Raw genomic sequence first — 25317 nt, 5'->3', positions numbered from 1 at the left:
GGCGCCACATGGGCGGCGGGCCACGCTTGTGGCCTCCGGCGCTGCCGTGGGCAGCACCGGTAGAGGCTCCTTTTCGCTCACGCAGGCACGCTGTCGCGTGCGCTCCGCGGGGGCGCCGCATTGGCGGCGGGCCACGCTTGTGGCCTCCGGCGCTGCCGTGGGCAGCACCGGTAGAGGCAACGCCGGGTGCGGATGGGGCTTGTTTGGGATTTCAGGCTGAGGGCGTGTCCAGGTGATAGTCGGCAAGTCGGGCGCGGGTGCCGGTCAGGCCGGTGAACATCAGCGGATCGATGATGGACAGATAGGGGTCGAACGGGGCATCGCTGTTCCATTGCGGCCAGGGCCGGGGCGTGCTTTCCAGAAAGGACAGCCGCACCCCCGCTGCGTGGAAAGTCGCCGGGTCATACAGCGCCCGCCCGCCCGGCGCGTTCACATAATGATCGCCGTTCAGGTCCCGTGTCAGCGCCAGCACCCGATCCGCCGCGCGCCGGTCCCGGTGGGCTTTGTCGTCGGCAAGGGCGCTGCTGCGCGTGATCTGCCAACCGGGCCGTGCCGTCAGGCCGAGCGCGTCCGCCAGCACGCGAAGCTGCCGGGCCAGAAACGCGCCCAGGTCCCCGCCGGGGCAGGCATCCGGCCCGCCGAGCGCGTCCGTCAGGATCGGCATGATCTGCTCGAAACAGGGGGCGCGGCCATAGGCCACCTCGATGCTTCGCAACAGCTTTTTCGGCCCCGCCGCCAGCCGGTGGTCGGCAATGGCGCGATTGGGGCTGATCCCCGCCACGGGCAGGGTGAAGGGTTGCCGCCCCTGTCGGGTCAACAGGGTGTTGCGGTTGATATAGCCGCCCTTGATGAAGGTAACATCGTCATAGATCAGGAAATGATCCGCCGCCGCCATCAACTGGAAATAGCCGATCCAGGGCAGCAGATAGGGTTGCATGATGGCGACGGTGCGGGTCATGGGGGTGCGGGTCATGGGCTGCTTTCGTCCAGCATGGAAGACGATCCGTGTTCCGCCGCCAGCCGGTCCAGCATGGCGGTGATGGCGGCACGGTCGCCCGCGTCCCCCGTATGGCCGCGATGGTCGAAGGCCGCCGGGCCGTCATAGCCGGGGGAAAGCGCGGCGCCCTGATCGGCAAAGGCGGCCTCGATCCGTTGCCGCAGGGCCTTCGGGTCGGCGCAGAAATCCCGATAGGACACGGTGACATGGCGGCCTTGGGGCAGGCGGGCCAGTTGGGCCTTCACCGCCAGCCGGGTGAAGAACACCTGGCCCGCCACCTGTTCCGGCGGGCTCAGGCGGTCCAGCGCGGGGGCCTCTGCCGGGCGGAAGCTGTACCAGCGCGCCCGGTTCGCGAAAAAGCGCTCCCGCGCGCTCAGAAGTGACAGGGCGGCGGATACCGGGTCCCGCTCCACATTGATGAACAGGCCCTTGTCCAGCCGGGCACTGATGTCCGCAATGTTCCAGTTGGCGATCATGGCCTTCAGCGCCACCGGCTTGTCAAAGGCCGCTTCCAGCCCCGCCAGCCCTTCCAGAAAGCGGGGCCAGTCGGCCTGTGCCAGCGCATGGGGGGGCAAAGGCCCGGATTCGGGAAAGGCAAAGCAGGTGCGCCAGAAATACCAGAACTCGCTGGGTGCCAGGGCTCCCCTGCTGTGGCCAAGGTCGGACTTGAAGTCGAACCCCCCGTTCAGGCCCAGCATGTTGGCGCTGTCATGGTCGGCCAGCGCCTGCTGTACCCGCGCGCCGAAATAGGGGTTGCGCCAGAAGCGGGCCGCCAGATTGCTGGGATAGGCAAAGGCCGCCTGCCGGGCCAGCCATTGCAGCATCAGCGTGGTGCCGCTGCGCGGGGCGCCCACGATCATCACCGGCGGCTGTCGGGGCGTGCCATAGGGCGGATGCAGCGCGTCGTCGCGGGCGCAGTCAATGGCTCCGCCGATCTCGTCCAGCACCGTTTCCAGCGTGGATGAACGGGCGAACCGCGCCGTGCGCCCCGCCGCCATCCCGGCGTGCCGGGCGGGGGTCGATCCGGCCTGTGCGGGGTGGCCGTGGCCGTCTGGCGGGTCGGGCTCTGTCATCGGGCGGATTTCCCTTTTGTTGGGGACAACGGGCCCCTTTTGGCGGCACAGTGGATTTGCAACGGTTCTGGCACAGCGCCCGCGGCGGTTCAAGCGCCGCTTGACGGGGCTTGAGCGGGGGGATTATCACCTTTGGAACACGCATCGGGCGCACGCTTCGCGCCGGTGCACCGTGTTTTTTTGGGGGCAGGCGTTTCATGGACAAGCTGGATCTGATCATCACACCGGCGGCGCTGGGGGCGCTTTACGGGGCGCCGGTGTCGGTGGCGGTCGATGCCGCCCTGGCCGGGCAGGTGCGCCGCCTGTTGCCGGATCATGTGCCGGTCGTGGCCACGGACCCGGACGGCCTGGTGCGTCTGCCGGGTCAGGCGGCGGGCAAGGCGGCCCACAATGGCGACCGTCTCAGCCCGCCCGCCGGGATGCCGCCGGGGCTGGTGGCCGTGGCAGTGACCCCGGCGGCGCGCAATGTGGCCCATGCGTGGGGGGCGCAGGGTCGGCTGTCGGCCATGCACCGGCAGTTTGCCATCTATGTGGAGGAAGCCACCCCCGGCCACAGCGCGACCCTGGCCGCGTTCCTGACCCGCACCATGACGGAGGAGGCCACCCGCCTGCACCGGACCCTCGGCACGCGGGAGGCGGACATGGCCGCGCTGCGCCTTGAGAGCGAACGGCTGGCGCTGGGCCTTGCCAAGGCGCGGGCCATGCTGGGCGGGGTGGGATTCGACACCGACCTGGTGGTCATGGAAACCCCCGTGGGCGATCGCACTGTCGGCCCGGCCGGCGATGTGGACTGTACCCTTGTGCGGGAAAACCTGCCGGTGGACAGCGCGGGCATGACCGGCATTGCCCTGCATGTGGCCCGCCCGGCCAGCGGGCGGGGGGCGTTGGCGATGCGGCTGATCCGCGCGGCGGATGGCGCCCTGCTGTTAAGCCGCCGCGTGCCGTTCCATGCGCTGGCCGGGGGCTGGCACGCCGTGCGCGGCCTGCCCCCCCTGCATGGCCGCGGCGAAGTGATTCTGGACCTGGCGTTCGACCCCGTGGATGCGACCGACACACCGCCGCTTCTGTCGCTGACGGACGTGCGCACACCGGAAAGCGGTGTGGGCACGGGGGCAGACGGGCGGCCTGGTCTGGCGCTTCGGGTTCTCAAGGGCGTGACGGACCCGGCCACGGCCCCGGTGCACGCATATCTGCCCACCGGCGCCCTTGATCTGTGGCACACCGAATGGTCGGCATCCGCCTTTCTCGGCGATGACTGGACCTTTGCGGGCGGGCCGGATCATCACGCCGCGCTGAAAGAAGATGCGGGCGTGGACCTTGTGCAGATGCTGGATGGCGGCGTGGTGCAGACCCACCCAACCCTGGCGGCCCCGGTGGGGCTGATGGCGGGCCATGAGGTGCCCGGTGCCACGGCGCGCGTGCGTATCGCGGCGGAGATCAATCACCCGCAGGCGGCCCCCGTGCGGTTCATGGCTTTGTTGGTGCCGGAAACGGTGGATGCCGTGGCCGCCCGCCCCCTGCTGACGGCGCTCGCCGACGCCCCGGACAGTGTGCCGGACGGCGCCCTTGCCGCCACCACCCTGGTTCTGGCCGCCGGGGCGGTGGGCGATCTGCACCTTGTGCCCGCCCGTCCGCTGGAAAGCCCCGCGCGGCTGGTGATCGGGGTGGGCGCCATGGGCGACAGCGTGGCCTATGGCTGGTGCCATTGGCGCGGTGTGGTGGTGGAGCAGGCTTTTGACGGCACGCAGATAAGGCTGGACCCCGCGCCGATGCGGGATATGCGGCCCGATCCGCCGCGCCTGATCCGGGCCATCCGCTTTCCCGAACTGATGGGCCGCACCCGGTTTCTGCCCGGCGCGGATCGGCTGGAAGCCCTGACCGCCGAGAAAGGCTTTCGCCCGCTTCTGGTAAGCGAGGACGCGGGCTATCTGCAAACCCACCCGCTGGTGGAGGAAGTCTCCGCCGCCTTTATCGATCGGGTGGTGCCGTCCGGTACGCTGAGCGTGACATTGCGCGCTTCCACCGCTCATGAGGCGGCGCCGGATTTCCGCTATGCGGCCATTCTGGTGCGGGAAGACATGGCCGAGCCGGAAACGCAGGCCGCCGAGGCGTGCCGAGCGGTGGCCCACGGGCTGGATGACGGGCTGCATGTGCGGGCGGATGGCCGGGTTCTGATCCGGGTCTGCACGCTGTCCGCGCTTGACGAGGGGCATTTCCGGTTCGAGCGTGACGCGCTCTCGCCGGAAAGCGACTGGGGTTATCATCTGGCGGTGACCGTCGCCCCGGTGTCGGACAGCGTCAGCTTTGGTTGGTGCCGCTGGACTGCCATCGACCTGGTGGGCGCGGGGCTGGATGCGCTGCCCGGCGACGACGGGCCCCAATGAGCGCGGCGGGTGCCATATCCGAATTCGGCGCCGTGCCGCGCCCGGCCCCTGACGGGCCGGTGATCGGCGTGGTGATCCCCGCCTTCGGCCATCCGCGCTTTCTGGTGGAGGCCATTGTCAGCGCCGCCGAGCAGGAAGGGCCGTTCGCCGTGCGCGTGGTGGTGGTGGATGATGGCTGCCGGGACGCGGATACCGCCGCCGTGATCGCCGCCATGGCCGCGCGCTATCCCGGTACGGTTCATGGCCTGCGCCAGCCCAATACCCGGCTGCCCGGCGCGCGCAATGCGGGGGTGCGCTTCCTGCTGGCGCTGGAGCCGGAAATGGACAGCCTGTTTTTTCTGGATGCGGACAACCGGCTGGCGCCCTACAGCCTGGCCCGTTACCGCGACGCGCTGGGCGATGACCCGGCGCTTGGCTGGGCCTATCCCGATATCGCCTTTTTTGGCCAGAGCTGGGGGCTTGAAGGGTTTGACGTGCGCGAGACCGCGCCGGACTATTCAGTGCTCAAGCACTTGCAGGGCAATATTTCCGAGGCCGGGTCGCTGGTGCGCGCCGATCTGTTCCACAAGGGCGTGTGGTTCGACGAGGAGATGCGCAGCGGTTTCGAGGACTGGGATTTCTGGCTCAACGCCCTGGCGGCGGGCTATCGCGGCGTGCGCGCGGCGGATAGCGGCTTTTTCTATCGTCGTCGCCCGGAATCCATGCTGGCGGATGCCCGGCGGGGGGAGCAGGCGCTGCTGTCCCATATGCGGGCCAAGCATGGCAGCCTGTTTCAACCGCGTTTCCTGCTGGAGACCGCACACCGGGAAGCGCCGCACCTGGCCTTTGTGATGACGGATCGGGACGGCGCGGCGCTGTTCACCGATCCGCTGTTTTCGCCCACCATGCTGGATCTGGACGGCTTTCTGGCCCTGATCGACCAAAGGGTGGCGGACCCGGTGGGCACCTTCTTCCCGGATCGGGTTCTGATCGGCCCCGCCGCCATGCTGGAAGCGCTGACCGGCGCCGGGCCCCATGCGCGGGGGCTGGCCTGGGCACTGATGACCGGGCCGGATGTGGCCTGTTATGGCGCTGGTGGCGCGGGCCAGGGTTCGGACGGGGGGCGGATGCTGTCGCTCAGTCGCGCGCGCCTGTTCGACGGCGCGCCGCTGGAAACCCTGCCCCCGACGCTGGAACTGGCGTTTCCCCGGTCGCCCGATGCCCTGGCGCCGGACGGTGTGCCCGCCATGGCGGAAACCCTGCTCAGCCGTGTGCGGGCGCGGCCCTTCAGCCGCCGTCATCAGGACCGTCGCTATGCCGGGCCCGCGGCGGATCGGGTGCGCCGCACACAGGTGGACCGGGCCTGCACGCCGGATGACGGCATGGCGCCGTTGCCCATGGTGGTGACGGACGGCGCGCGCCCGGTGCTGATTGCCGCGCCGGAGCGGGCCCTGACGGCGCCGGACAGGCTGCGGGCGCTGATCACGTCTTTGACCGAGCGGGGCGGGTCCGTTTCCCTGCTGGTGGAGACGCAGCGCGGTGCCGCCGCGTCCGACATGGTGCCGCCCGACCTGCTGGCCATGCTGGAAAACGTGTTCGTGCTGCGCTTGCCGCAGGGCGGTGCCGGGGTGCGGCCCTATCTGGGCCGGTCGGTGCCGGTCATGCTGGGGGAGATGGAGGGCCTGCGCGCGGAAAGTTTGCTGGTGCCGTTTTCCGCCGTTCTGGCGCTGGGCGGTGGCGGCTTTCTGGAGGTGCTGGGCGCCGCAAGGGCGCGCGGGGTGCGGCCCCTTGTGTGGGCGGAAGATGCCCTGCTGCCCGATGGCCTGGGCCGGGACGACCTTGTGGCTCGCCTGCTGGCCTATGAACATGCGCCGGATGCCATCGCGCTGGCCGATACCGGGCTTCGGCGGCGGCTGTCGGCGGCGGGGGTGCCCGCGGCTAAGCTGGTGGCGCCGGAAAGCCTGGCCGCGCGGCTGCTGCCGGACAGGCCGGGCGTGATGCCGCCGGGCCGGGTGCGCCCCGGCTGGCGGCCCCGACTGGGTTATGTGTTCGTGGTCACCTATGGCCGATCCGGTTCCACCCTGTTGCAGACCGTGCTTCAGACCATTGAGGGAATGCATTTCCGCGGCGAGAATGGCGGCGCCCTGTGGCCGCTTTATTTAAGCTATCTGAACATATTGCACATGCAGCTTGCCTATAATTTCCGCCGCCCGGTGCCGCCCACCGGCCCCTGGTACGGCGCGGACGAGGTGGCGCCGGGGGATTATGCCCGCACACTGGCGGACGGCTTCACCCGGCAGGTGCTTCGCCCCGCGCCGGAGGCCACCCGCGTGGGCTTCAAGGAAATCCGCTATAGCGAGGTGACGGACGGGCATTTCGACAGCTTCCTGGACTTCCTGCGACTGGCCTTTCCCGGACTGAAGCTGGTCTTCAACACGCGGGACTGGCGGCAGGTGGCGAAAAGCAGTTGGTGGCGCGATGCCCCGCCGGAAAAGGTGGAAGCCATGGTGGCGGACATGGACGCGCGCTTTGCCGCCTATGCCGCGCGCCACCCGGAAAGCAGTTTCACGGTGCGCTATGACGACTATACGGACAGGCCGGGGGCGCTGGCGCCGCTGTTCGATTTTCTGGATGCCCCCTTTGATCAGGACCGTGTGGCCGCCGCCATGGCCCGCCGGCTGAAACATTGAGGAGGCGCGCATGATGCTGGACAACGTGGACAAGACGGTCTTCATCGTCACCTATGGCCGATCCGGCTCCACCCTGTTGCAGGCGGTGTTGCAGACCCTGCCGGGCGCCTGCATCCGGGGTGAGAACAACAATCTGCTGCTGCCGCTCTTTCGTGCCTGGAAGCGGGCCGCGCGCGGGCATGGCAGGCACGCGGCGGGGGATACCGGCCCCGCCAGCCCCTGGTACGGCATGGATGGCTTCGACCCGGATGCCTTCGGCGCCAGCCTGGTGGACGGTTTCGTGCGCACCGTGCTCAGGCCCGCCGGGGGCACCCGCATACTGGGCTTCAAGGAAGTGCGCTATCATGAGGTGCATGGACAGGCGGAGTTCGATGCTTTCCTCGATTTCATCCGCCGCTTCTTTCCCGGCGCCCATATCCTGTTCAACAGCCGCCGGGGGGCAGACGTGGCCCGGTCGGCCTTCTGGCAGAAGGAAGACCCCGCGGATGTGGAAGAATGGGTCGCCAAATGGGACGGCTGGTACCGGGACTATGCCGCCGCCCATCCGGGTGCCACCAGCCATGTTCAGTATGAGGACTACCGCGACGATGCGGCGGCGCTGGCACCGCTGTTCCAGGCACTGGGCGAGACCATGGACCGGGCGGCGGTGCAGACGGTTCTGGATACCCCCCTGCCGCATGGCGGCCCAGCTAAACAGGCGCATGGCAGCCCGACCATGCAGGCCGGACAGGAAGGCACGGCGCGCAAGGCCAAAGCCCGGCTGATGCTGTGCGCCACCCAGCGTTGCGGCTCCACCATGATTGTGGAAGACATGCGCAACAGCGGTGTTCTGGGCCGACCGAAAGAGTGGTTCCTTGGCTGGAACCCGGCGCAGTCGGACAGGGGCTGGCAGGAGGAACTGGTGCGCCTGTGCGAGCAGGCCAGCAGCGATAATGGCGTGATGGCGGCAAAACTGATGGCGGATCAGATGGATGCGGTGGATGCCTGTCTGGGCGGGGGCGCTGCCCCCACGCCCGACCATCGGTGGCTGGCGGCGGCGTTTCAGGATGCGGCATGGGTCTATCTGGTCAGGCGGGATCAGGTGGCCCAGGCGGTTTCACGCGCCATGGCGGAGCAGACCGGTATTCAGCACGCGACGGGCAAGCCCGACGATCCTCATTTCGCGGGTCATGTGGCGCATGGTTATGACCGCAATTACAATACGCAGGCGGTGTATGATTTTGAGCGGATCAAGGCGCATGTTCTGGCTATTCGGCGGGAAAACGCGCTTTGGGAACATTTCTTCGAGGCGAACGGGATCACGCCGTCGCGCCTGATCTATGAAGATGTGGCGGATGACCTGCATATGGCGCATCTGGACCTGCTGGGCCGGTTGGCCGGGCTGCCGGCGGCGCCGCCGAAAAAGGCGCGCCGCATGGTCAGGCTTGCCAATGAACACAATGCGGATTGGAAGGCCCGCTTCGTGCGGGATGCGGCCAGCGCCGGTTTCTCGTGACGGGCCTGGTCTGGGCGGCCCCTTAGAAGTCCGTATCATAGCCGAAGGTTTCGAAATCGGCCGCATAGGTTTCCATGACCATCTGTTTCAACTCCGGGGTGTAATAATCCTGCCACGGAGTCTTGCCGCCGGTGCGGTGGGGGCGGTGGTCGATCAGATTAGCGGACAGATCGATCCCGGTCAGCGTTTCCAGCGCTTTCAGATCGTCATTGGCGTTTTCGATCTTGCCCACGAAATCCAGTTTCACCCAGTGGGCGCAGGTGGTGTAAACCTGTGGCTCCCAGTGCCGGTTCATGCGCCGCACCGGCATGGCGTGGATGGTTTCGATGAATTCCTCGAACGATACCGGGCGTTCAAATGTCTTATCCGGGTTGGTGGAAAAGGTGAGGATGTTGCGCTTGTCCGCCTCGTTTCGTTCCACCTTGTCTTTGTAAGCGGAGACCAGTCGGGCATAAGGATTGCGCACAAAGGCGAATTTCCTGAACAGCGGGCCCCCGTAGATCTGGTTGTTGCGGGCTTCGGTCAGTTGATAGGGCTTGACGTGAACACAGCACTGGATTTCCGGGTGTGGCGGGATTTCCCGGCCCGGCAGGTCCTGGATTTCAAGCGATTGCAGGGTGGCGGCTAGAGTGGAGGACATCACCTTGGGGTTCTTGAACCAGACATATTTGTTCTTCAGCGAGATGAAGATATAGCTGTTGGCCTTGGGGTGTCCGTGATGTTCGATGATCTGGCGGTAACTGCTCATGCTGGGTCCGAAGGTCCTGTTTGTTATTGCTGGGAAAAGTGTTCCGGGACTGGATTAGAACATGTCCGTGGTGTCGGCCTCCGCGCCCGCCAGCAGGCCCTTCAGGCGCGCTTCATTGTTGGTCAGCCGTCTTTCCAGCACATCATCCGACAGGCCGTGGCGCGCGGCATAATCCCGGTCCTCGGCGTTCAGCGCCGTCAGCGTTTTTTCCAGCGTTTCCGCGTTCTTCATCAGCCGGTAGCCGAAGAAATGCCGGAAAAAGGCGCTTTCCGTGCGCGTGCGCTCAAAAGTTTCCTCCGGCCCGTAATCATGGCTGTGCCAGACCACCGCCTGGGGGGCATAGACGCGGCCATAGCCCGCTTCGATCAGGTCGTGGGCGAATAGCTGATCCTCGCCGAATTTGGTGCGGCGCATGGGCACCTTTTCCCACACGCTGCGGCGCAGGCAACTGTTGTTGTCGCTGTAGAAATGCAGCAACTGGCGCCAGCTTTCGTCCAGTGCATAGCGTTCCGGGTCGCTGTCTCTGGTCAGGAAAACCGGGTGTTGATCGAAGCCACGGAAATGGCGCGTCATGTCCCGCCTGGTGAAGGGGTCCGCGTCCCACCAGGCCAGATGTTTGCCAAAGGCGCCGCCCGCCTGCTCCCCGAAATGTTCCAGCGCGGTGACGATGTTGAACAGCCAGTCCCGCCCCTTGGGCAGGGCGTCATGGGTAAGGAAGGCGACGAAATCGCCGTCCGTCAGTTCCACGCCCAGATTGCGGGTGTCCCCGTGGTTGAAATCCGCCTTGTGGATCTGGTGCAGGCGGATGCCCCGGCTTTTCACCTTGTCCAGCGTGCCGTCGGTGGAGCCGCTGTCGATCACCAGCACGTCATGGGCAAAGGGGGCTTCCTGCGCCTGCACCGCGTCCAGCACGCTGTCCAGCACCGGCCCGGCATTCAGGGTGGGGATCACCACCGAGGCATGGGGCTTTTCCCCGATCAGCGCGGGCGCGCCCGGCGCGGCGGCACGGTCGGTCGCGTTTTCGCCGATGCGCTGGATGATGGCGTCTTCCACGATGTCCGCCGCCTGATCCCAACTGAACTGCCTCACCCAGTCCAGCGCCGCTTGTGCCTGTGCCGCGCGCCTGTCCGGGTCCGCCAGCAGGGCGGCGAGTGCATCGGTGATGGCCAGCGGGTCCGGCGCGGCCAGGGTCACGGCATTATCGGGGAAGATGGCGCGGGTGTTCGCCCCGTCCAGTTCCAGCAAGGGCAGGCCGCAGGCCATCATTTCCTGTGGCACCAGCGAATAATTGGTGGCCGAGAATACCATGCCCACATCCGCCGTGCGGAACAGGTCCGCCAGCGCTTCGGCGTCCGCCACGCCGTGGTCGCGGAAAGGGAAGGGCGCCACCGTGAAATCCAGCGGCGCGCCGAAAAAGTCCACCTCGAAGGCCACGCCGCGCCGGGCCAGCGTTTCCAGCGCCAGCATGGCCATTTCCACCACCCGGCGCGGGGTGAAATGGCGGGCATAAACGGCGATGCGCGGCACGTCGTTCCGGCGCGGCTCTTCGGGCGGGTAATAGATGTCCGGGTCGGCGGCGAGCCAGAAATGGGTGGCCCAGCGGCCATATTTTTCCCGCACCATGTCGGCGAGCCAGGGGCTGGCGCACAGGCAGTCCAGATCCTGGCGATAGGTGGCCTCGGCGGCCAGATAATGCGTGCCCATGGGGTGAAAATAGGGCTCGAAGTCCTGCACGAAATAGAAGCGTCGATGCACATTGGTGGCGCTCAGCGCGGGCCAGACGGACCAGCAGTCCGTGGCCACCACGGCGTCCCCGGCAATGTGGGACAGGTCGCCTTCGATAAAGCGCACATCCCCTTTCAGATGGCGGAAATGCTTGACCACATCGTCATAGGCGCTGTTTTCGCTTTCGTGCAGGTTCGGATTGTTGATCCATACCGTGATCCGGTGCCCTTTCAGCTCAAGCCGGTGCAGGGTGCGGAAAATGGTCATGTGTCCGCCGCCGCCACGGGCGAAATCCGGCATCACCCAGTGCAGGTGCAGCGCGCGGCTGTCGAAGCTGTCCGACCGCGGCGCAAGCGCATTGCGTGGCTGGTCCACCATGCCCCGAAGATTGGCCTCCATGGGCAGCCTGCTGTCCGGGCTGGCCGGAACGAGGGTGCCTTCGCCGTCCCCGGTGGGGCAGCGGCGGCCTTCCTTTTCGCCGAATTTCAGAAAATGCTTCAGCGGGTTCATGCCCGCCTCGGCCACGTCCGGGTTTTCACGCAGATAGGCGGCGCCGCTGAATTCCGGGCTTGGCGGAAAGCCGTAACGCCAGCCGGTCTCGGCATAATGCACCAGCGGGTGGGGCGTGGCATCGCCCGTCTCGTCGCTGTCATCCGCCTCGCCGCTCGCGGCGGGCAGGAAGCGGGTGGCATACCAGCCGGTGTCGAAATAGGCGTTGGGGCGGCGCCCTTCGTCCGTGCCCGCCACCACATAATGGGCCAGCAGATCCAGCTTGCTGTCTTTCAGGTCCGGGTGCGCGCGGCGATACCAGGCCTCGTCGAACAGGCCGGTGGCCTTGATGGCGTTATAGGTCTCCCGCTGGCGGGCGGTCAGGCCCTTGCTGTCCACCAGGCTTTTCACCTTGTAGCCAAGTTTGCGCCCCCGGTTCAGGTGAAAGCCAAGCGGGGTCATGCCGCTGTCCGCCGCTTTCGGGTGGTCCGTCACATAGGCGCGGCTGTCGAAACGCAGGCTGGGCATCAAGTCCGGGTCGGTACCGAAGCGGGCATAATGCAGCAGCGGTTCCAGCGTGCTGTCGGTGCGCATATGGGTGCGGCGGTACCAGGCCGGGTCGAAATAGGGGTTGGGCCAGCGCCCTTCGCCGCTGCCCGTCATCACATAATGGGCCAGCGCGTCCAGGCTTTTGCCCCTCAGGTCCTGATGGTGGGACAGGTAGAAGCCGTCATCGAACAGGCCGCTTTCCCTGATGGCGTCATAGCGCTGGCGCTGGTCTTCGCTCAGGCTGCGTTCATCCACCGGGCTGGCGCCTGCGGCGCGGGCCAGACCGCTTTTTGCATCGAAGCGCTGGCGCCCTTCCGCCATGCCATGGGCCAGAAAATGCGCCAGCGGTTCCACGCCCGCGTCGGCCACATCGGGATAGGCTTTCATATAGTGCCGCAGGCTGAATTCGCGGGACGGGTCGATCCCCTTGCGCCAGCCCTTGCGCGTATAATGGGCCAGCAGGGCGCCCTTCGGCTTGCGCCAGCGAAAGGCGCGCTTGTAATAATCCGGGTCGAAAAAGGGGTTGGGGCGGCGGCCTTCCGCTTCGCCATAGCGCAGATAATGGGTCAGCGGGTCCATGCCCCCGTCGGACACATCGGGATTGGCCTCAAGGTACCAGTCCCGGTCGAACAGCCCGCTTTGCCGGATAATGGTTCTGTCGTCCCCCGTCATGCCCCATCTCCACCCGCGCGGTTGACCCCTTCATTTCCTGCCTTTTGGGCGCTCGGTGCGGCGGTGTCAATGGCCTGTGCCATGCGTGCCCGCGTCGGCGGCGCCATAAGCGCGAAGGGCTGACCCCGGCGCACGAAGACCGGTGGGTAATACGGGTCCATGGCTAGGCGGTGGTGCCAGTGCTGTTCCATCCAGGTGCGCTCCCCGGCGGCGCGGGCGGCCTTGTCGCTGGCCTGAAAGTCATAGCCCCGGCTTTTGCTTTCCAGGTGATTGAAGGTGATGCGCGGATCATAGATCGCCACCAGCCCCCGTTCCGTCAGCCGCAGGCAGAAATCCACATCATTGAAGGATACCGCCAGATGGTCGGCATCGAACCCGCCAAGCGCCTGAAAGTCCCCCTTGCGGCAGGCCAGGAAGGCGCCCGTGACGGCGGCGGTGGCATGGGGCAGGCGGGTGCGCTGCCGGTACAGGCCGTCCTCCACCCGGTCGCCCGCGCCTTCATGGGCCGCCACGCCCGTGGGGTACAGCACCAGCCCGGCATGTTGCAGGCTGCCGTCTTCATAGAGCAGGCGCGCCCCCACCGCGCCCACATTCTGGCGGGATAATTGCGCCACCACCTGCCGGTCCCAGTCCCGGCTGAGCGCCACGGTGTCATTGTTCAGGAACAGCAGCATATCCCCGTGCGCGGCCTCGGCGCCCGCATTGTTCAGGGCCGACCAGTTGAAGGGCCTGTCATCCCGGATGATACGGGCGCGGCCATCCTGTTCCGCCTTTTGCAGCCAGTCCAGCGTGGCCGGATCGTCCGAGCCATTGTCCATGATGATCACATCCAGCGCCACCGTGCCGCTGGCCGTGGCCCACAGGCTGTCCAGGCAGGGGGCGAGTAGATCCAGCCCGTTGCGGGTGGGGATGATGATGCTGAGCGTGTGCCCGTCCGGCGCGGCAGGGCGCACATCCAGCGCGTCGTCCACCGGGCCGGACAGGGGGCAGTCCCACGGGGTTATGCTGACAGCGCGGCCCCCGTCCTTGAAATGCGCGTTCAGCAGCGCCGCACGTTCCGCGTGCGGCGCGCGGGGCGGCCCGGTGAAATGCCACAGGCGTTCCGGGCAATGGTGCCAGTGGCCATCCGGCGCCGCCAGCATCAGGGCAAAGGCCAGGCCCGCCGCGCTTTCAACCGCATCCGTTCCCGATATGCGGGCGAGCAGGGCGGGCGTGAAGGCCAGCGCCGGGCCGTAAGGGTCCCGCGCCATCAGCATGTCCCGATCCGGCCACAGCGGCTTGAAGCCAGGGTCGGCATGATCTTCGCCGACGGATGCCAAACGGTCATGGTCGGCGGTGATCAGCGCTTCGCCTGAGTCGGGCACGCGGGCGACCATGCGGGCCATCCAGTCACAGGCGGGCGCGGCCAGCCGGTCCCCGGCCCGCAACAGCATGATCGGGGCATCCTGCGGCTGGTCCGCCAGGGCTTGCCCGGCCCGCTCGGCCAGGCCCGGCCCGTCGGGAACCGGGATGACCGTGCCGGGAGGGCGGGTCTGATCGGTCAGCCGGGCGCGGGCCGCGTCGGTTTCCGTCGGCGGCCCCACCAGCAGAATGGCGGGGCTGTCTGCCTTGGGCGGGCCCGGTTCCTCCGGCGGTGTGCCGGGGCCGTGGCAGGCGGCGAACAGGTCGAAATTTTCCAGCGGGAAAGCGGCAAACTGGCTGGCGCGGGGCAGGCGCTTTTCCAGCCGGTTCAGCGTGTCCCGGATCTCTTGGGCGAGGGGAGCCGTCTTCCCGTCTGTGCGGGCTGCAAGCGTGGCGCCCAGCCGTTCCAGCCGGTGCACCAGTCTTTGCGTATGGGCCAGCGGTGCCGCCATGTCGCCATAAAGCGTGACCGGCGGGCAGACGGGCAGGCCGGTGGTGGCTTCCAGCACGGACAGGGTCAGGCTGCGTGCGCTCATCAGCGCCGGGGGCAGGCTCACATCCTGTTCGAAGCCAAAGGTGCCGCTGCCGCCGAAACGGTCCTGAATGTCGCGGCGGAAGCCATCCGCGCGCACCGTTCCGGCCAGTACCCCGTTCAGCATGAACAGCAGGGAAACCGGTTGGTCGGGGCGGTTTTCGTCCACCGCCCATCCGCGCACATGGTGGCCCTGAACCGCTTCGATCTCGGCCACCAGGCCCGGCTTGCGCGTTCTGGCCAGGCGGCCAAGGGCGGCGACCACCTGTTCCAACCGCTCCGCCGCGCCCTGCGGCCCGTCCAGCGCGGTGAACCGGTCCAGAAAGGCCCGCCTGAGCGGGCGGGTTTCATATGCCGCCCGCAGCAGATCGGGCCAGCTTTCCGCAAAGGCCAGCCGTCGGCGCGTGGTGCGGCGGTGGCGGGCGGCGAGCAGGTGTGCCGCGCGGCGCCGCACGGTGCGGAAAGTTTCCCGCGGCAGGCCCAGATGCGGCACATGGCGGCCACTCATCAAATGGGGCAGCACTTCATGGCGATAAAGCGGACGATTGACCAGCGCACGCAGGGCGGCGCGCGGGGGCTGTTTCAGCAGGGGGGCTGTGTCCGCCGGGCCGGTGGGCAGGCGGCCAAGCACCAGCATCAGCAGGGCTTGTGCATCCGCCTGTTTCAACCGTTTGCCGCCGAGTGCCTTCACACCGCGTTCCTTGATGCAGGGGCCGCCCGCACACATCGATCAGGCAGGGGCGGCAGCCGATCCGTTGCTACAGGTCCGAATCCATGGGGCCATAGCGCAGCAGGCCAGCCAGATAATCCCCGTAACTGTTCTTGTAACCATCCGCGATGGCCTTCAACTGCCGGCCCGTGATGAAGCCGGATCGCCAGGCCACTTCTTCCGGGCAGGCGATCTTCAGGCCCTGGCGTGCCTCGATGGTCTGCACGAACTGGCTGGCGGACAGCAGATTGTCCACCGTGCCCGTATCCAGCCAGGCGGTGCCCCGTTGCAGGCTGATCACGTTCAGCGTCCCGGCCTTGAGATAGGCGTCGTTCACGGCGGTGATCTCCAGCTCGCCGCGGTCGCTGGGCTTCACCGTTCTGGCGATGTCCACCACTTTGTGGTCGTAGAAATACAGCCCCGTCACCGCCAGATTGCTTTTGGGGTTGGCGGGCTTTTCCTCAATCGACAGGGCCTTGCCGGTGCTGTCCACTTCCACCACGCCGAAGGCGCCGGGGTCGCCCACCTGATAGGCGAACACATAGGCGCCGTTCGTTACCGTGCTGGCCTGTTGCAGATACTGGGTGAAGCCCGCCGCATAAAAGATGTTGTCGCCCAGCGCCAGCGCGCAGGGCTCCCCATTGATGAAGCTCTCCCCGATCAGGAAGGCTTCCGCCAGGCCGTTGGGTTCTTCCTGAACGCGGTATTCCAGCCGGATGCCCCATTGGCTGCCGTCGCCCAGCAGGTCTTCATAGAGCGGCAGATGTTCCGGGCTGGAAATGATCAGGATTTCCCGAATGCCCGCCAGCATCAGCGTGCTGAGGGGGTAATAGATCATCGGCTTGTCATAGATCGGCAGCAACTGCTTGCTGATCGACTTGGTGATGGGATAGAGCCGCGTGCCCTTGCCGCCCGCCAGAATGATACCCTTCATGAAACCCCCTGTTACACTGTGGCGCGCCCCGGCGCCCCGGTCTTTGCCTGTCCGGCTTCAAGCCTTAGCCCAAAGCGCGCGCCGGATCAAAGCCCGCCTTGGTGGAAAAGGCGGCGCACGCAGGCCCGTGTGCTCAGCCGCCAGTGGGGCAGCCGTACGCCAAAGGTGCTTTCCAGGCGCGCACTGTTCAGCCGCGAATTGGCGGGGCGCGCGGCGGGTGTGGGAAAATCGGCGGTGGTCAGCGCCTTCACGGCGGGGCGCGGATGGCCGAAGCGGGCGGCCTCGTCGAAAATGGCCTCGGCGAAGGCGTGCCATGTGGCGTCCCCCGTCGCGGTCATGTGATACAGCCCGGCCCGTTTCTGCCAGCCGCTTTCCGGCAGCGCCGCCAGCACGGCCAGCAGCCCGTCCGCAATGGCGGGGGCATAGGTGGGATTGCCGTGCTGATCCGCCACCACGCCCAGTTCGTCCCGGTTCGCCGCCAGCCGCAGCATGGTTTTCAGAAAGTTTTTCCCGAACGGGCTGTAAACCCAGGCGGTGCGAAAGATGAAGGCATGCGGATTGGCGGCCCTTACGGCCCGCTCCCCCGCCAGCTTGGAGCGGCCATAGGCGCCCATGGGGGCCACCGGATCATGCTCCACATAAGCGCCGGGCTTGCTGCCGTCGAACACATAGTCGGTGGAAATGTGCAGGAAAGGCACGTTCAGCCGTGCCGCCACATCCGCCAGAACGGCGGTTCCGGTGGCGTTGACAGTGGTGGCCGTGGCCTCGTCGCCCTCCGCGCCGTCCACATTGGTATAGGCGGCGGCATTGATCACCGCATCCACGCCCAGCCCGGCCAGCATGTCCGTCAGCGCCGGGCTTTGCGCGGGTGTCAGCCGGGCCAGGTCCAGCGCGGGCCGGGCCAGAAAGACAGCCTCAAGGCCATGGGCCGGGGCGGCTTCGGCGAGCGATCGGGCCACCTGACCCTGCTTTCCGATAATGGCGATACGATGCATATGTCCCCCCTCGGCGGTGTGTCAGTGGGTGTTCAACCGGTGCTTTTCCCCTACAGGCCGCGCCGTTCCTGCGCGTGCTGGCGCAGCGGCTGCCACCACCAGTCATTGTCCAGATACCACTGGATGGTCTTGTCGATGCCGGTCTCGAAGGATTCCTCGGCCCGCCAGCCCAGTTCGCCCTCCAGCTTGGAGGCGTCGATGGCATAACGGGCGTCGTGGCCGGGCCTGTCCGTCACGAAGCTGATCTGGTCGCGGTAACTGCCGTCGTCTTTGGGGCGCAGCCGGTCCAGCGCGTCGCAGATGCGGTGCACCACCTGAAGATTGGTGCGCTCGTTGCGGCCCCCCACATTGTATTTTTCGCCCAGCCGCCCCTCGGCCCAGATCAGATGAAGGGCGCGGGCGTGATCGTCCACATAGAGCCAGTCCCGCACATTGGAGCCGTCGCCGTACACCGGCAGGGGCCGCCCGTCCAGCGCGTTCAGGATCATCAGCGGAATCAGCTTTTCCGGCAGGTGATAGGGGCCGTAATTGTTGGAGCAGTTGGACACCACCACCGGCAGGCCATAGGTGGCGTGCCAGGCAAGCGCCAGATGGTCGGCGCTGGCCTTGCTGGCGGAATAGGGGGAGCGCGGCGCATAGGGCGTTTCTTCCGTGAACAGGCCCGTGTCGCCCAGTTCGCCATATACTTCGTCCGTGGAGACATGAAGAAAGCGGAAGGCGCCCTGACCGTCCGCGTCCAGCTCGTTGAAATAATCCCGCGCGGCTTCCAGCAGGATGAAAGTGCCGGTGATGTTGCTCTGGATAAAGTCCGCCGCGCCGGTGATGGACCGGTCCACATGACTTTCCGCCGCCAGATGCATCACACCGCGCGGCCTGTGCGCGGCGAAGATGCGGGCCATGGCGTCCGCGTCGCAGATATCCGCTTGCTCGAAGGCATAAAGGGGGCTGTCCTCAACCTCCTTGAGCGAGGTGAGCGTGCCCGCATAGGTGAGCTTGTCCACATTCACCACCGGCACGCCGCTTTTCACCAGATGGCGGCAGACCGCCGAGCCGATGAATCCGGCGCCGCCGGTGACGAGAATGGGGCCGGACAGGGCGGGGGTATGAGCGCTCATGGCAAACCTCGGCTGATGATGTCAGGGTTGAAATATCAGGGCTGATAGGTGAACGGGCTTTTGAAGTCCCTGAAGGCAGGCAATGCCCGGTCCTTGTCCGACAGGGTGATGTCCGCCAACGGCATGGGCCAGTCAATGGCGAGATCCGGGTCGTCAAAGCGCAGGCCGCTGTCATGATCCGGGGCGTAGAAATCGGTCACCTTGTAGCAGAACTCGCTGTCCGGCTCCAGCGTCAGAAAGGCGTGGGCGAAGCCTTCGGGCACGAAAAGCTGCTTCCAGTTCTCGCCGCTCAGCTCCACCGCTGCGTGCTGGCCATAGGTGGGGGAGCCGCCGCGCAAATCCACGATCACGTCCAGCACCCGGCCACGCGGCACGCGCACCAGCTTGGCCTGTGCGTGCGGCGGGGTCTGGAAATGCAGGCCGCGCAGCACGCCCGCATCGCGGGACAGGCTGTGATTGTCCTGCACGAAGTCCACCGGCCCCACGGCGGCATCGAAGGCGCGCTTGTTATAGGTTTCGGAAAAGAAACCGCGCGCGTCGCCGAAGCGCTTGGGCGTGAGCACGAACGCCCCGTCCAGCGCCAGTTTTTCCACCTGCATGATAGTCTGCCCTTGATTGAGACGCATATTCCCCGGCCTGGTTGGTGCCGGGCCCCGACCCGCTTTTATAAAGCTTTGGCCGCGCCTGTCGAGGGGGCGTTGAGTGCGCAAGGCCCCATCGGAGGCGTTCGTTTGAGTGAACTGCCGTGAGATCGAATACCGACCGGCGTGCCCCTGGTGTTGGCGTGCCGGTCGCAGGCCGCGACCGCGGCCCGGCAATGGTTTGCCGCCCCATCGGAGGCGTTCGTTTGAGTGAACTGCCGTGAGATCGAATACCGACCGGCGTGCCCCCTGGTGTTGGCGTGCCGGTCGCAGGCCGCGACCGCGGCCCGGCAATGGTTTGCCGCCCCATCGGAGGCGTTCGCGTGAGCGAACTGCCGTGAGATCGAATACCGACCGGCGTGCCCCTGGTGTTGGCGTGCCGGTCGCAGGCCGCGACCGCGGCCCGGCAATGGTTTGCCGCCCCATCGGAGGCGTTCGCGTGAGCGAACTGCCGTGAGATCGAATAAAGCCCCCATCCTCAGAGCAGGATGGCGACCTGTGAGAGCAGCACCAGGTCCATGTTTTCCAGGAACACCGTGTCGCCGCCGCCCAAGTCCAGCAAAAGGCCGTCCACACCGCCCTGTGTGGTGGGGGAAGCTGCGGCCACCACATCCGATGTGGCGGCGAAACCGGCGCTTGCGGCGGTCAGGTCCAGGCTGTCCGCATCGGCGTTCATATCGGTGATCACATCGGTTCCCGAGCCCGCCGCGAACACGAAGGTGTCGCCGCCAGCGCCGCCGGTGAGGGTGTCCGCGCCCGCGCCCCCTTCCAGGGTATCGTCGCCGCGCTGGCCGCGCACGATGTCGTCGCCCGTGCCGCCGCGCACCAGGTCGTTTCCGGCTTCGCCATTGACCTGGTCGTCGCCCGTGCCGCCGGAAAGCGTGTCCGCCCCGGCCCCGGCAAAGAGAAAATCCGCATCCGAATTGCCGAACAGCAGATCCGCGCCATCGCCGCCGTCGAGCGTATCGCCGCCCGCATTGCCCGCGAGTGTATCGCCGCCCGCCTGCCCGGCCAGGCTGTCGGCCTCGTCGCCCCCGGCCAGATTGTCGTTGTCTTCCATGCCGCGCAAGGTGTCCGCGCCCGCCCCGCCTGTGAGACTGTCATTCCCCAGGCCGCCGCGCAGCAGGTCATCGCCGTCTTCGCCGGACAGGCTGTCATCGCCCATACCCGCCCAGAATCGGTCATTGCCGTTGCCGCCCAGCAGCACATCGTCGCCCAATTGGCCGAACAGGAAGTCCTGCGCATCGCCGCCTGTCAGCGTATCGTCGCCGTCATTGCCGCGCAGCCGGTCGATCCCTGCGTCCCCCACAAGGCTGTCGCCGCCATCGCCGCCGAACAGGCTGTCGTCATTTGCCGCGCCCAGCAACGTATCCGCGCCGTCGCCGCCGAACAGTTCATCATCGCCATTGCCGCCAAGGGCCAGATCGTTGCCGCTGCCCGCGAAAATCCGGTCCACCCCGTCGCCCCCCGCCAGCGTATCGGCGCCGTCGCCGCCGCCCAGCATGTCGCGCCCGGCGCCGCCGGTCAGGTCATCATTGCCACCGCCCGCCCAGAGCGTATCGGCCCCCGCCGCGCCGGACAGGCTGTCATTACCGCCGCCGCCAAAGCCGAGATCGCTGCCGATGCCACCCCGAAGTGTATCCCGACCGGCGCCGCCCACCAGGCTGTCATCGCCGCCATCGCCGCCCAGCAGGTCATCACCGTCGCGCCCGAACAGGCCGTCATCGCCGTCGGCGCCCTGGAACCGGTCGTCATTGGCGCCACCGGTCAGGGTATCCCGAAAGGGTGATCCCTGAATGATCGCAATGTCCCGGAACCGGTCCCCCGTGGCCGAGCCAAGGCTTTCCGACGGGTGCGCCACATCCAGCAACACACCGCTGGACTGGTCGTTGAAGCTAACCCGGTCGCCCGCGCCGCCGCCGCCAATGAACAGGTCGGCGCCCGGCCCGCCGAACAGGGTGTCGTTTCCGCCGCCACCATTCAGCGTGTCGTCGCCGGCATTGCCGCGCAGCAGGTCCGCGCCAGTGCCGCCATTCAGCGTGTCGTCACCGAAGCCGGCCCGCAACTTGTCGCTGCCCGTACCGCCGTGCAGCGTGTCGGCGCCGGTCTGACCCATCAGGGTGTCGTCGCCATTGCCGCCGGTCAGGCTGTCATCATCGCCGCCGCCGCGCAATTCGTCCGCGCCCGCCTCGCCGGCCAGGGTGTCACGCCCGCCAAAGGCCGCCAGCAGATCGTCATTGCCGCCGCCGGTGATCCTGTTGTCGGCCCCGTTTCCGAACAGGGTGTCCTCGGCCCGGCCACCGGCAATGTTTTCCACGCCCGTCAGGCGGGAACCGCCATCCGGCCCATCGGCGGCCAGATACATGGCGCCCTGCCGCAAATCCACCACCAGCGCCTGATCGCGGGCGGCGAAGGTGGCGGTATCGGTGCCGCTGCCGCCATCCAGATGGTCGCGGCCCGCATCCGGGCGCAGGGTGTCGTCCCCCGCGCCGCCGATCAGGCTGTCGTCGCCGCCCCGGCCCACCAGACTGTCATTGCCGCCCAGCCCGATCAGCCGATTATCGCTGCTGTCGCCCGACAGGCTGTCGTCATGGGCGCTGCCGCTCAGATCCTCGATGCGGAAAAGCACGTCGCCCGCTGCGTCGGAAAACCGGCCAGTGCCCTGAAGCAGGTCCACCGACACGCCCGCCGACGCATCCGCATGGGCCAACAGATCGCGCCCGGCGCCGCCGTCCAGCGTGTCGCTGCCGGGGCCGCCGTTTATCACGTCGTCGCCGTCGCCCGCGGCGATATTGTCCGCGCCGCCGAGACCGGAAAGGGTATCATCGCCGCCCAGCCCCCGGATCAGATCGTCGCCATTGCCGCCGGACAGGCTGTCCGCGCCGTTGCTGCCGGTTCTTTCCACCATCACGCACCCGTTTTCTTGTTTATTTCCTGTTGGCGTCGCGGCGCACACGCCGCTTGCCATGGCTGTATTCAAGCAATTTCCGCGCCACATCATGCCGGGCAGGCTGGTTCAGCGGGGCTTGCGCGGCGCGCGCGGAAGTGCTGGACTGCCCGCGATCCAAGCCGAGAGAGGGCCCATGCTGTCTGGCAGTGCCATATCAGGAACCCGTCATGTGCGCAGCCAGCTTGAGCGCATGGTGGATGGTGTTCTGGCGCTTCAGGCGGCGGGGCGAGACCCGGCGCGCGGCGGGCTGCTGCTTTACTGGCCGCAGGTGGCCAGCAATCCGTTCCATGGCACGCTGTATGCGCGCGGTTTCGACAATGACTGGGCGGTGCTGCCGCTGGACGAGGTGGGCGGCCCGCTGGGTCAGGCCGGGGTGCCGGTGACCGTGCATATCCACTGGATTCACCGCCTGTTTTCGCGCATCACCCGCCGCCGGGAGGCCGTCGCCCGCGCCGATGCCTTTCTGGACAGGCTGGCCGGGCTTCAGGCGGATGGCACCCATCTGGTGTGGACGGTGCACAATCTGCTGGCCCATCATTCCGATTTTCCGGGTGTGGAGCGGGACACCTGCGCCCGGCTGGCGGACCTGGTGGACAGCATCCATGTGATGAACCCGGATACGGTGGCGCTGGCCGCCAGCCATTATCAACTGCCCGCCCACAAGGTTTTTCATGTACCCCATCCGGCCTATGGCCCCGTGTACGGCGCCTATATGGGGCGTGCACAGGCCCGGCTGGACCTGGGACTGCGCCCGGCGGACGTGGCGATCCTGCTGTTCGGGGCATTGCTGCCTTATAAAGGTATCCGCCAGACGATCGCCCGGCTGGACAGCCTGCAAAAGCTGGCACGCCCCGGCGGCCAGGTGCGGCTGATTCTGGCGGGTGGCCGGGGCCCCGATCATTTCATGGCCGAACTGGAGCAGTTGACCGCCGCCCGCAGCGATGTGTCCGTCTATGCGGGCCATGTGTCCGATCAGGCGGTGCAGACCTATTTCCGCGCGGCGGATGTGGTGGCCTGCCCTTATCCCGTGTCGCTCAATTCCGGCGTTGCCATGACGGGGGTGAGCTTCGGGCGGCCCGTGGTGGTTCCGAACAGTCTGATGGCCGTCTTTTCAGGGGCGGGCGCGATGGTGCAGGGCTTTGATCCGGCAGCGTTCCACAGCCTGGACGGGGCGCTGGCGCAGGCGCTCGCGGCGGCGGATGATTCCAGCGCGCGGGGGCAATTACAGGCTTTCGTGGCCGATCATGACCCCGCGCATGTGTCGGATCGTTTCTTCAAGGCCCTTGCTGCCCGGCGCCATGGTGCGGCTGTAACGGCATGACGATGGCGACGGATTTTCCCTCTTTCGGATGGCGGCACGCCTTGCGGGCGGCGATCCGGCTGTCGGCCATCGGGCGTGTGCGGGTGGCGATGCGGGATCAGGCCCTGCGCCGTCTGGTACCGCTGCGCCCCTTGCGGCGGCGCGGGCGCTTGTTCATGGACGTGCGCATCGCTGGTGCGGATGAGGGCCTGGAACGCGGCGCGGTGGTGGCCCGTCTGCGTTATTATGACCGGCTCATGCGTCTTTTGCCGGGGGGTATTCAAAGGGTGGAGCTGTTTGCCGAGCCGCCCGATCATGCCCTTGGTCAGCCGCCGCAACGCTTGTGGATCGATCCGCCCGCCGAGGCTGTCTGGGTCGTGGTGTCGCTGCGTGCCCGTGGTGTTCCGGTGGCGGTGGAAGCCGATCTCGCCCCTCAGCCGGAACGACGGGCCGGGCATGAAAAGGTCAGCGTGGCCGCGGCGCTGGCCGCTCGCGACCGCCTGTTGCTGGACAAGGCCCTGAGCCAATGCGAGGCGGCGCGCGACCTGGACGGTGCGCGGGCCCTGCTGGCCCATGCCTGCCTGCTGTGGCGGCGACCGGCGGATCGGCGCGCCCTGATGCATCTGGATGATGCCCGCGCTTGGGCGGCGGCGGGTTTTCGCCTGTTGGGCGCCGTGCCGGGCGGCACGTCAGGCGACGTGTCAGGCGGCGGGGCGGCACCGTGGGCCGCGCCTGATTCGCATGGCGGGGCGGTGACGGTTTCGGTGCCGCTGCCGGATCAGGATGTGGCGCCGCGCAAATGGCTGACCCTGATGGCCGGGCAGGTCGGGGTGCGTCTTGGGGCGCGGCAACGCTATCATGTGGGGGGTGGGCCGAATTTCATGGCCGATGTGATCGTGGCGACCCATCTGGCGGAACAGGCCGGGGGTCGCGTGCTGGTTGACCGTCTTCCCGCCGGGCCGGTGGCACTGGATCGGTGGCTTGTGTTTCCCGGTGCCCGCGCGTTTCTGGACGCGCTGGACCCGGCGCTGGCCGCCACGCTGGTCCTGCCGCCTCAGTCCTGAACGCGGAGCGTGATCATGTTTTTCAGCTCCTGCGCCACGTCCGGGTCTCTCAGGCCCATGGCGATATTGGCGCGCAGCCAGCCGATCTTGTTGCCGCAATCGAACCGCTCGCCGTCAAAATCCAGCGCGTGGAAGGGCTGGTTCTCGATCAGGGGCACCATGGCATCGGTAAGCTGGATTTCGCCGCCCGCGCCCGCGGACTGGGTGGACAGGTGCCGCATCACCTCCGGCTGAAGGATATAGCGCCCCACCACCGCCTGCCGGGACGGCGCGTCCGCCGGGTGGGGCTTTTCCACCAGCCCGGCCACGGCCATGGGCCGGGTGTCGCCACCGCGCGGGGTGATGATGCCGTATTTGCTGGTGTCTTCCAGCGCCACTTCCATGCTGGCCACCAGATTGCCACCCAGCCGCTCATAGGCGGATACCATCTGTTTCAGGCAGCCGGGCTGGCCCAGAATCAGGTCATCCGGCAGGGCCACGGCGAAGGGCTCGTCCCCCACCAGTTCGCGGGCGCACCAGATGGCATGGCCCAGCCCCAGCGGGCGCATCTGGCGCACATAGCTGATGCGGCCTTCTTCCAGAAGCATACCACGGGCCGCGGCCAGCCCGGCATCCTTGCCGCGTTCCTGCAGGATACGCTCCAACTCATAGGCGTGATCGAAATGATCTTCCATCACCTGCTTGTTGCGCCCGGTGACCAGGATGATGTTTTCGATCCCCGCTTCCAGCGCTTCTTCCACCGCATACTGGATCAGGGGCCGATCAAGGACCGGCAGCATTTCCTTCGGGATTGCCTTTGTGGCGGGCAGAAAGCGTGTGCCAAGGCCCGCCACGGGCAGCACGATCTTGCGAATGGGCTTGTGCGCCATGAATGT

Annotated in this window: 16 protein-coding genes; 5 read left to right on the top strand and 11 right to left on the bottom strand. The window is 67.2% G+C overall.

Annotation, left to right across the window (positions count from 1 at the left end; translation table 11 throughout):
• Nucleotides 1-211: 211 nt before the first annotated feature.
• Nucleotides 212-973 (bottom strand): WbqC family protein, encoded by a 762-nt coding sequence (locus tag WGH93_RS08395; protein ID WP_374764430.1) that lies wholly within the window; start codon nucleotides 971-973, stop codon nucleotides 212-214.
• A complete protein-coding gene (locus WGH93_RS08390) occupies nucleotides 970-2070 on the bottom strand; it encodes a sulfotransferase (protein ID WP_374764429.1) in 1101 nt (366 codons plus the stop codon). Before WGH93_RS08390 ends, WGH93_RS08395 begins: the two co-directional genes overlap by 4 nt.
• Nucleotides 2071-2267: 197 nt before the next feature.
• Here WGH93_RS08390 and WGH93_RS08385 point away from each other — a divergent pair, with 197 nt between their 5' ends.
• The 3 genes from WGH93_RS08385 to WGH93_RS08375 are packed head-to-tail and all read left to right on the top strand — an operon-like array spanning nucleotide 2268 to nucleotide 8618.
• On the top strand, nucleotides 2268-4454 hold the full coding sequence (locus WGH93_RS08385; protein WP_374764428.1) for a DUF6212 domain-containing protein: 2187 nt from the start codon (nucleotides 2268-2270) through the stop codon (nucleotides 4452-4454).
• Entirely contained in the window at nucleotides 4451-7123 is a 2673-nt protein-coding gene (locus WGH93_RS08380; RefSeq protein WP_374764427.1) for a glycosyltransferase, read from the top strand. The genes WGH93_RS08385 and WGH93_RS08380 overlap by 4 nt, the downstream gene beginning before the upstream one ends.
• A gap of 10 nt (nucleotides 7124-7133) precedes the next feature.
• Nucleotides 7134-8618 carry a Stf0 family sulfotransferase gene (locus WGH93_RS08375; protein WP_374764426.1) on the top strand — a complete coding sequence of 495 codons (1485 nt, stop codon included), beginning with the start codon at nucleotides 7134-7136 and terminating at the stop codon, nucleotides 8616-8618.
• Nucleotides 8619-8640: 22 nt separating this feature from the next.
• Here the strand turns inward: WGH93_RS08375 and WGH93_RS08370 are convergent, their stop codons facing one another.
• From WGH93_RS08370 to WGH93_RS08335, 8 genes are all read right to left on the bottom strand, one after another.
• Nucleotides 8641-9366 carry a sulfotransferase family 2 domain-containing protein gene (locus WGH93_RS08370; protein ID WP_374764425.1) on the bottom strand — a complete coding sequence of 242 codons (726 nt, stop codon included), beginning with the start codon at nucleotides 9364-9366 and terminating at the stop codon, nucleotides 8641-8643.
• A gap of 54 nt (nucleotides 9367-9420) precedes the next feature.
• On the bottom strand, nucleotides 9421-12801 hold the full coding sequence (locus tag WGH93_RS08365; RefSeq protein ID WP_374764424.1) for a rhamnosyltransferase WsaF family glycosyltransferase: 3381 nt from the start codon (nucleotides 12799-12801) through the stop codon (nucleotides 9421-9423).
• Nucleotides 12798-15425, bottom strand: coding sequence for a glycosyltransferase (locus WGH93_RS08360; protein ID WP_374764423.1), 2628 nt, complete (start codon nucleotides 15423-15425; stop codon nucleotides 12798-12800). Before WGH93_RS08360 ends, WGH93_RS08365 begins: the two co-directional genes overlap by 4 nt.
• A gap of 67 nt (nucleotides 15426-15492) precedes the next feature.
• Nucleotides 15493-16377 carry a glucose-1-phosphate thymidylyltransferase RfbA gene (rfbA, locus tag WGH93_RS08355; protein WP_374764422.1) on the bottom strand — a complete coding sequence of 295 codons (885 nt, stop codon included), beginning with the start codon at nucleotides 16375-16377 and terminating at the stop codon, nucleotides 15493-15495.
• Nucleotides 16378-16463: 86 nt separating this feature from the next.
• Nucleotides 16464-17372, bottom strand: coding sequence for a dTDP-4-dehydrorhamnose reductase (gene rfbD, locus WGH93_RS08350; protein ID WP_374764421.1), 909 nt, complete (start codon nucleotides 17370-17372; stop codon nucleotides 16464-16466).
• A gap of 50 nt (nucleotides 17373-17422) precedes the next feature.
• Nucleotides 17423-18487 (bottom strand): dTDP-glucose 4,6-dehydratase, encoded by a 1065-nt coding sequence (rfbB, locus tag WGH93_RS08345; protein ID WP_374764420.1) that lies wholly within the window; start codon nucleotides 18485-18487, stop codon nucleotides 17423-17425.
• 35 nt (nucleotides 18488-18522) lie between these two features.
• Complete coding sequence (rfbC, locus tag WGH93_RS08340; RefSeq protein WP_374764419.1) at nucleotides 18523-19086, bottom strand: dTDP-4-dehydrorhamnose 3,5-epimerase; 564 nt, start codon at nucleotides 19084-19086, stop codon at nucleotides 18523-18525.
• Nucleotides 19087-19606: 520 nt separating this feature from the next.
• Complete coding sequence (locus WGH93_RS08335; RefSeq protein ID WP_374764418.1) at nucleotides 19607-22036, bottom strand: calcium-binding protein; 2430 nt, start codon at nucleotides 22034-22036, stop codon at nucleotides 19607-19609.
• Between the two features lie 175 nt (nucleotides 22037-22211).
• On the opposite strand from WGH93_RS08335, the gene WGH93_RS08330 reads away from it, so the two are divergent.
• Together WGH93_RS08330 and WGH93_RS08325 are read left to right on the top strand one after the other, a co-directional pair.
• A complete protein-coding gene (locus WGH93_RS08330; RefSeq protein WP_374764417.1) occupies nucleotides 22212-23399 on the top strand; it encodes a glycosyltransferase in 1188 nt (395 codons plus the stop codon).
• The gene (locus WGH93_RS08325; protein ID WP_374764416.1) at nucleotides 23396-24442 is read left to right on the top strand and encodes a hypothetical protein; all 1047 of its coding nucleotides are present in this window, start codon (nucleotides 23396-23398) and stop codon (nucleotides 24440-24442) included. The genes WGH93_RS08330 and WGH93_RS08325 overlap by 4 nt, the downstream gene beginning before the upstream one ends.
• Here WGH93_RS08325 and galU read toward each other — a convergent pair.
• Nucleotides 24433-25311 (bottom strand): UTP--glucose-1-phosphate uridylyltransferase GalU, encoded by an 879-nt coding sequence (gene galU / locus WGH93_RS08320; protein ID WP_374764415.1) that lies wholly within the window; start codon nucleotides 25309-25311, stop codon nucleotides 24433-24435. The genes WGH93_RS08325 and galU overlap by 10 nt on opposite strands.
• Nucleotides 25312-25317 lie beyond the last annotated feature (6 nt).

The sequence above is a fragment of the Yunchengibacter salinarum genome (assembly GCF_037658235.1).
Classification (GTDB): domain Bacteria; phylum Pseudomonadota; class Alphaproteobacteria; order Sphingomonadales; family Kordiimonadaceae; genus Yunchengibacter; species Yunchengibacter salinarum.
This window is presented reverse-complemented; position numbering and strand designations above follow the sequence as displayed.

Bases quoted from the DNA above. Each gene is read 5' to 3' on its own strand.
- WGH93_RS08395 (WP_374764430.1), bottom strand. From the start codon at position 973: ATGACCCGCACCCCCATGACCCGCACCGTCGCCATCATGCAACCCTAT.
- WGH93_RS08390 (WP_374764429.1), bottom strand. From the start codon at position 2,070: ATGACAGAGCCCGACCCGCCAGACGGCCACGGCCACCCCGCACAGGCC.
- WGH93_RS08385 (WP_374764428.1), top strand. From the start codon at position 2,268: ATGGACAAGCTGGATCTGATCATCACACCGGCGGCGCTGGGGGCGCTT.
- WGH93_RS08380 (WP_374764427.1), top strand. From the start codon at position 4,451: ATGAGCGCGGCGGGTGCCATATCCGAATTCGGCGCCGTGCCGCGCCCG.
- WGH93_RS08375 (WP_374764426.1), top strand. From the start codon at position 7,134: ATGATGCTGGACAACGTGGACAAGACGGTCTTCATCGTCACCTATGGC.
- WGH93_RS08370 (WP_374764425.1), bottom strand. From the start codon at position 9,366: ATGAGCAGTTACCGCCAGATCATCGAACATCACGGACACCCCAAGGCC.
- WGH93_RS08365 (WP_374764424.1), bottom strand. From the start codon at position 12,801: ATGACGGGGGACGACAGAACCATTATCCGGCAAAGCGGGCTGTTCGAC.
- rfbA (WP_374764422.1), bottom strand. From the start codon at position 16,377: ATGAAGGGTATCATTCTGGCGGGCGGCAAGGGCACGCGGCTCTATCCC.
- rfbD (WP_374764421.1), bottom strand. From the start codon at position 17,372: ATGCATCGTATCGCCATTATCGGAAAGCAGGGTCAGGTGGCCCGATCG.
- rfbB (WP_374764420.1), bottom strand. From the start codon at position 18,487: ATGAGCGCTCATACCCCCGCCCTGTCCGGCCCCATTCTCGTCACCGGC.
- rfbC (WP_374764419.1), bottom strand. From the start codon at position 19,086: ATGCAGGTGGAAAAACTGGCGCTGGACGGGGCGTTCGTGCTCACGCCC.
- WGH93_RS08335 (WP_374764418.1), bottom strand. From the start codon at position 22,036: ATGGTGGAAAGAACCGGCAGCAACGGCGCGGACAGCCTGTCCGGCGGC.
- WGH93_RS08330 (WP_374764417.1), top strand. From the start codon at position 22,212: ATGCTGTCTGGCAGTGCCATATCAGGAACCCGTCATGTGCGCAGCCAG.
- WGH93_RS08325 (WP_374764416.1), top strand. From the start codon at position 23,396: ATGACGATGGCGACGGATTTTCCCTCTTTCGGATGGCGGCACGCCTTG.
- galU (WP_374764415.1), bottom strand. From the start codon at position 25,311: ATGGCGCACAAGCCCATTCGCAAGATCGTGCTGCCCGTGGCGGGCCTT.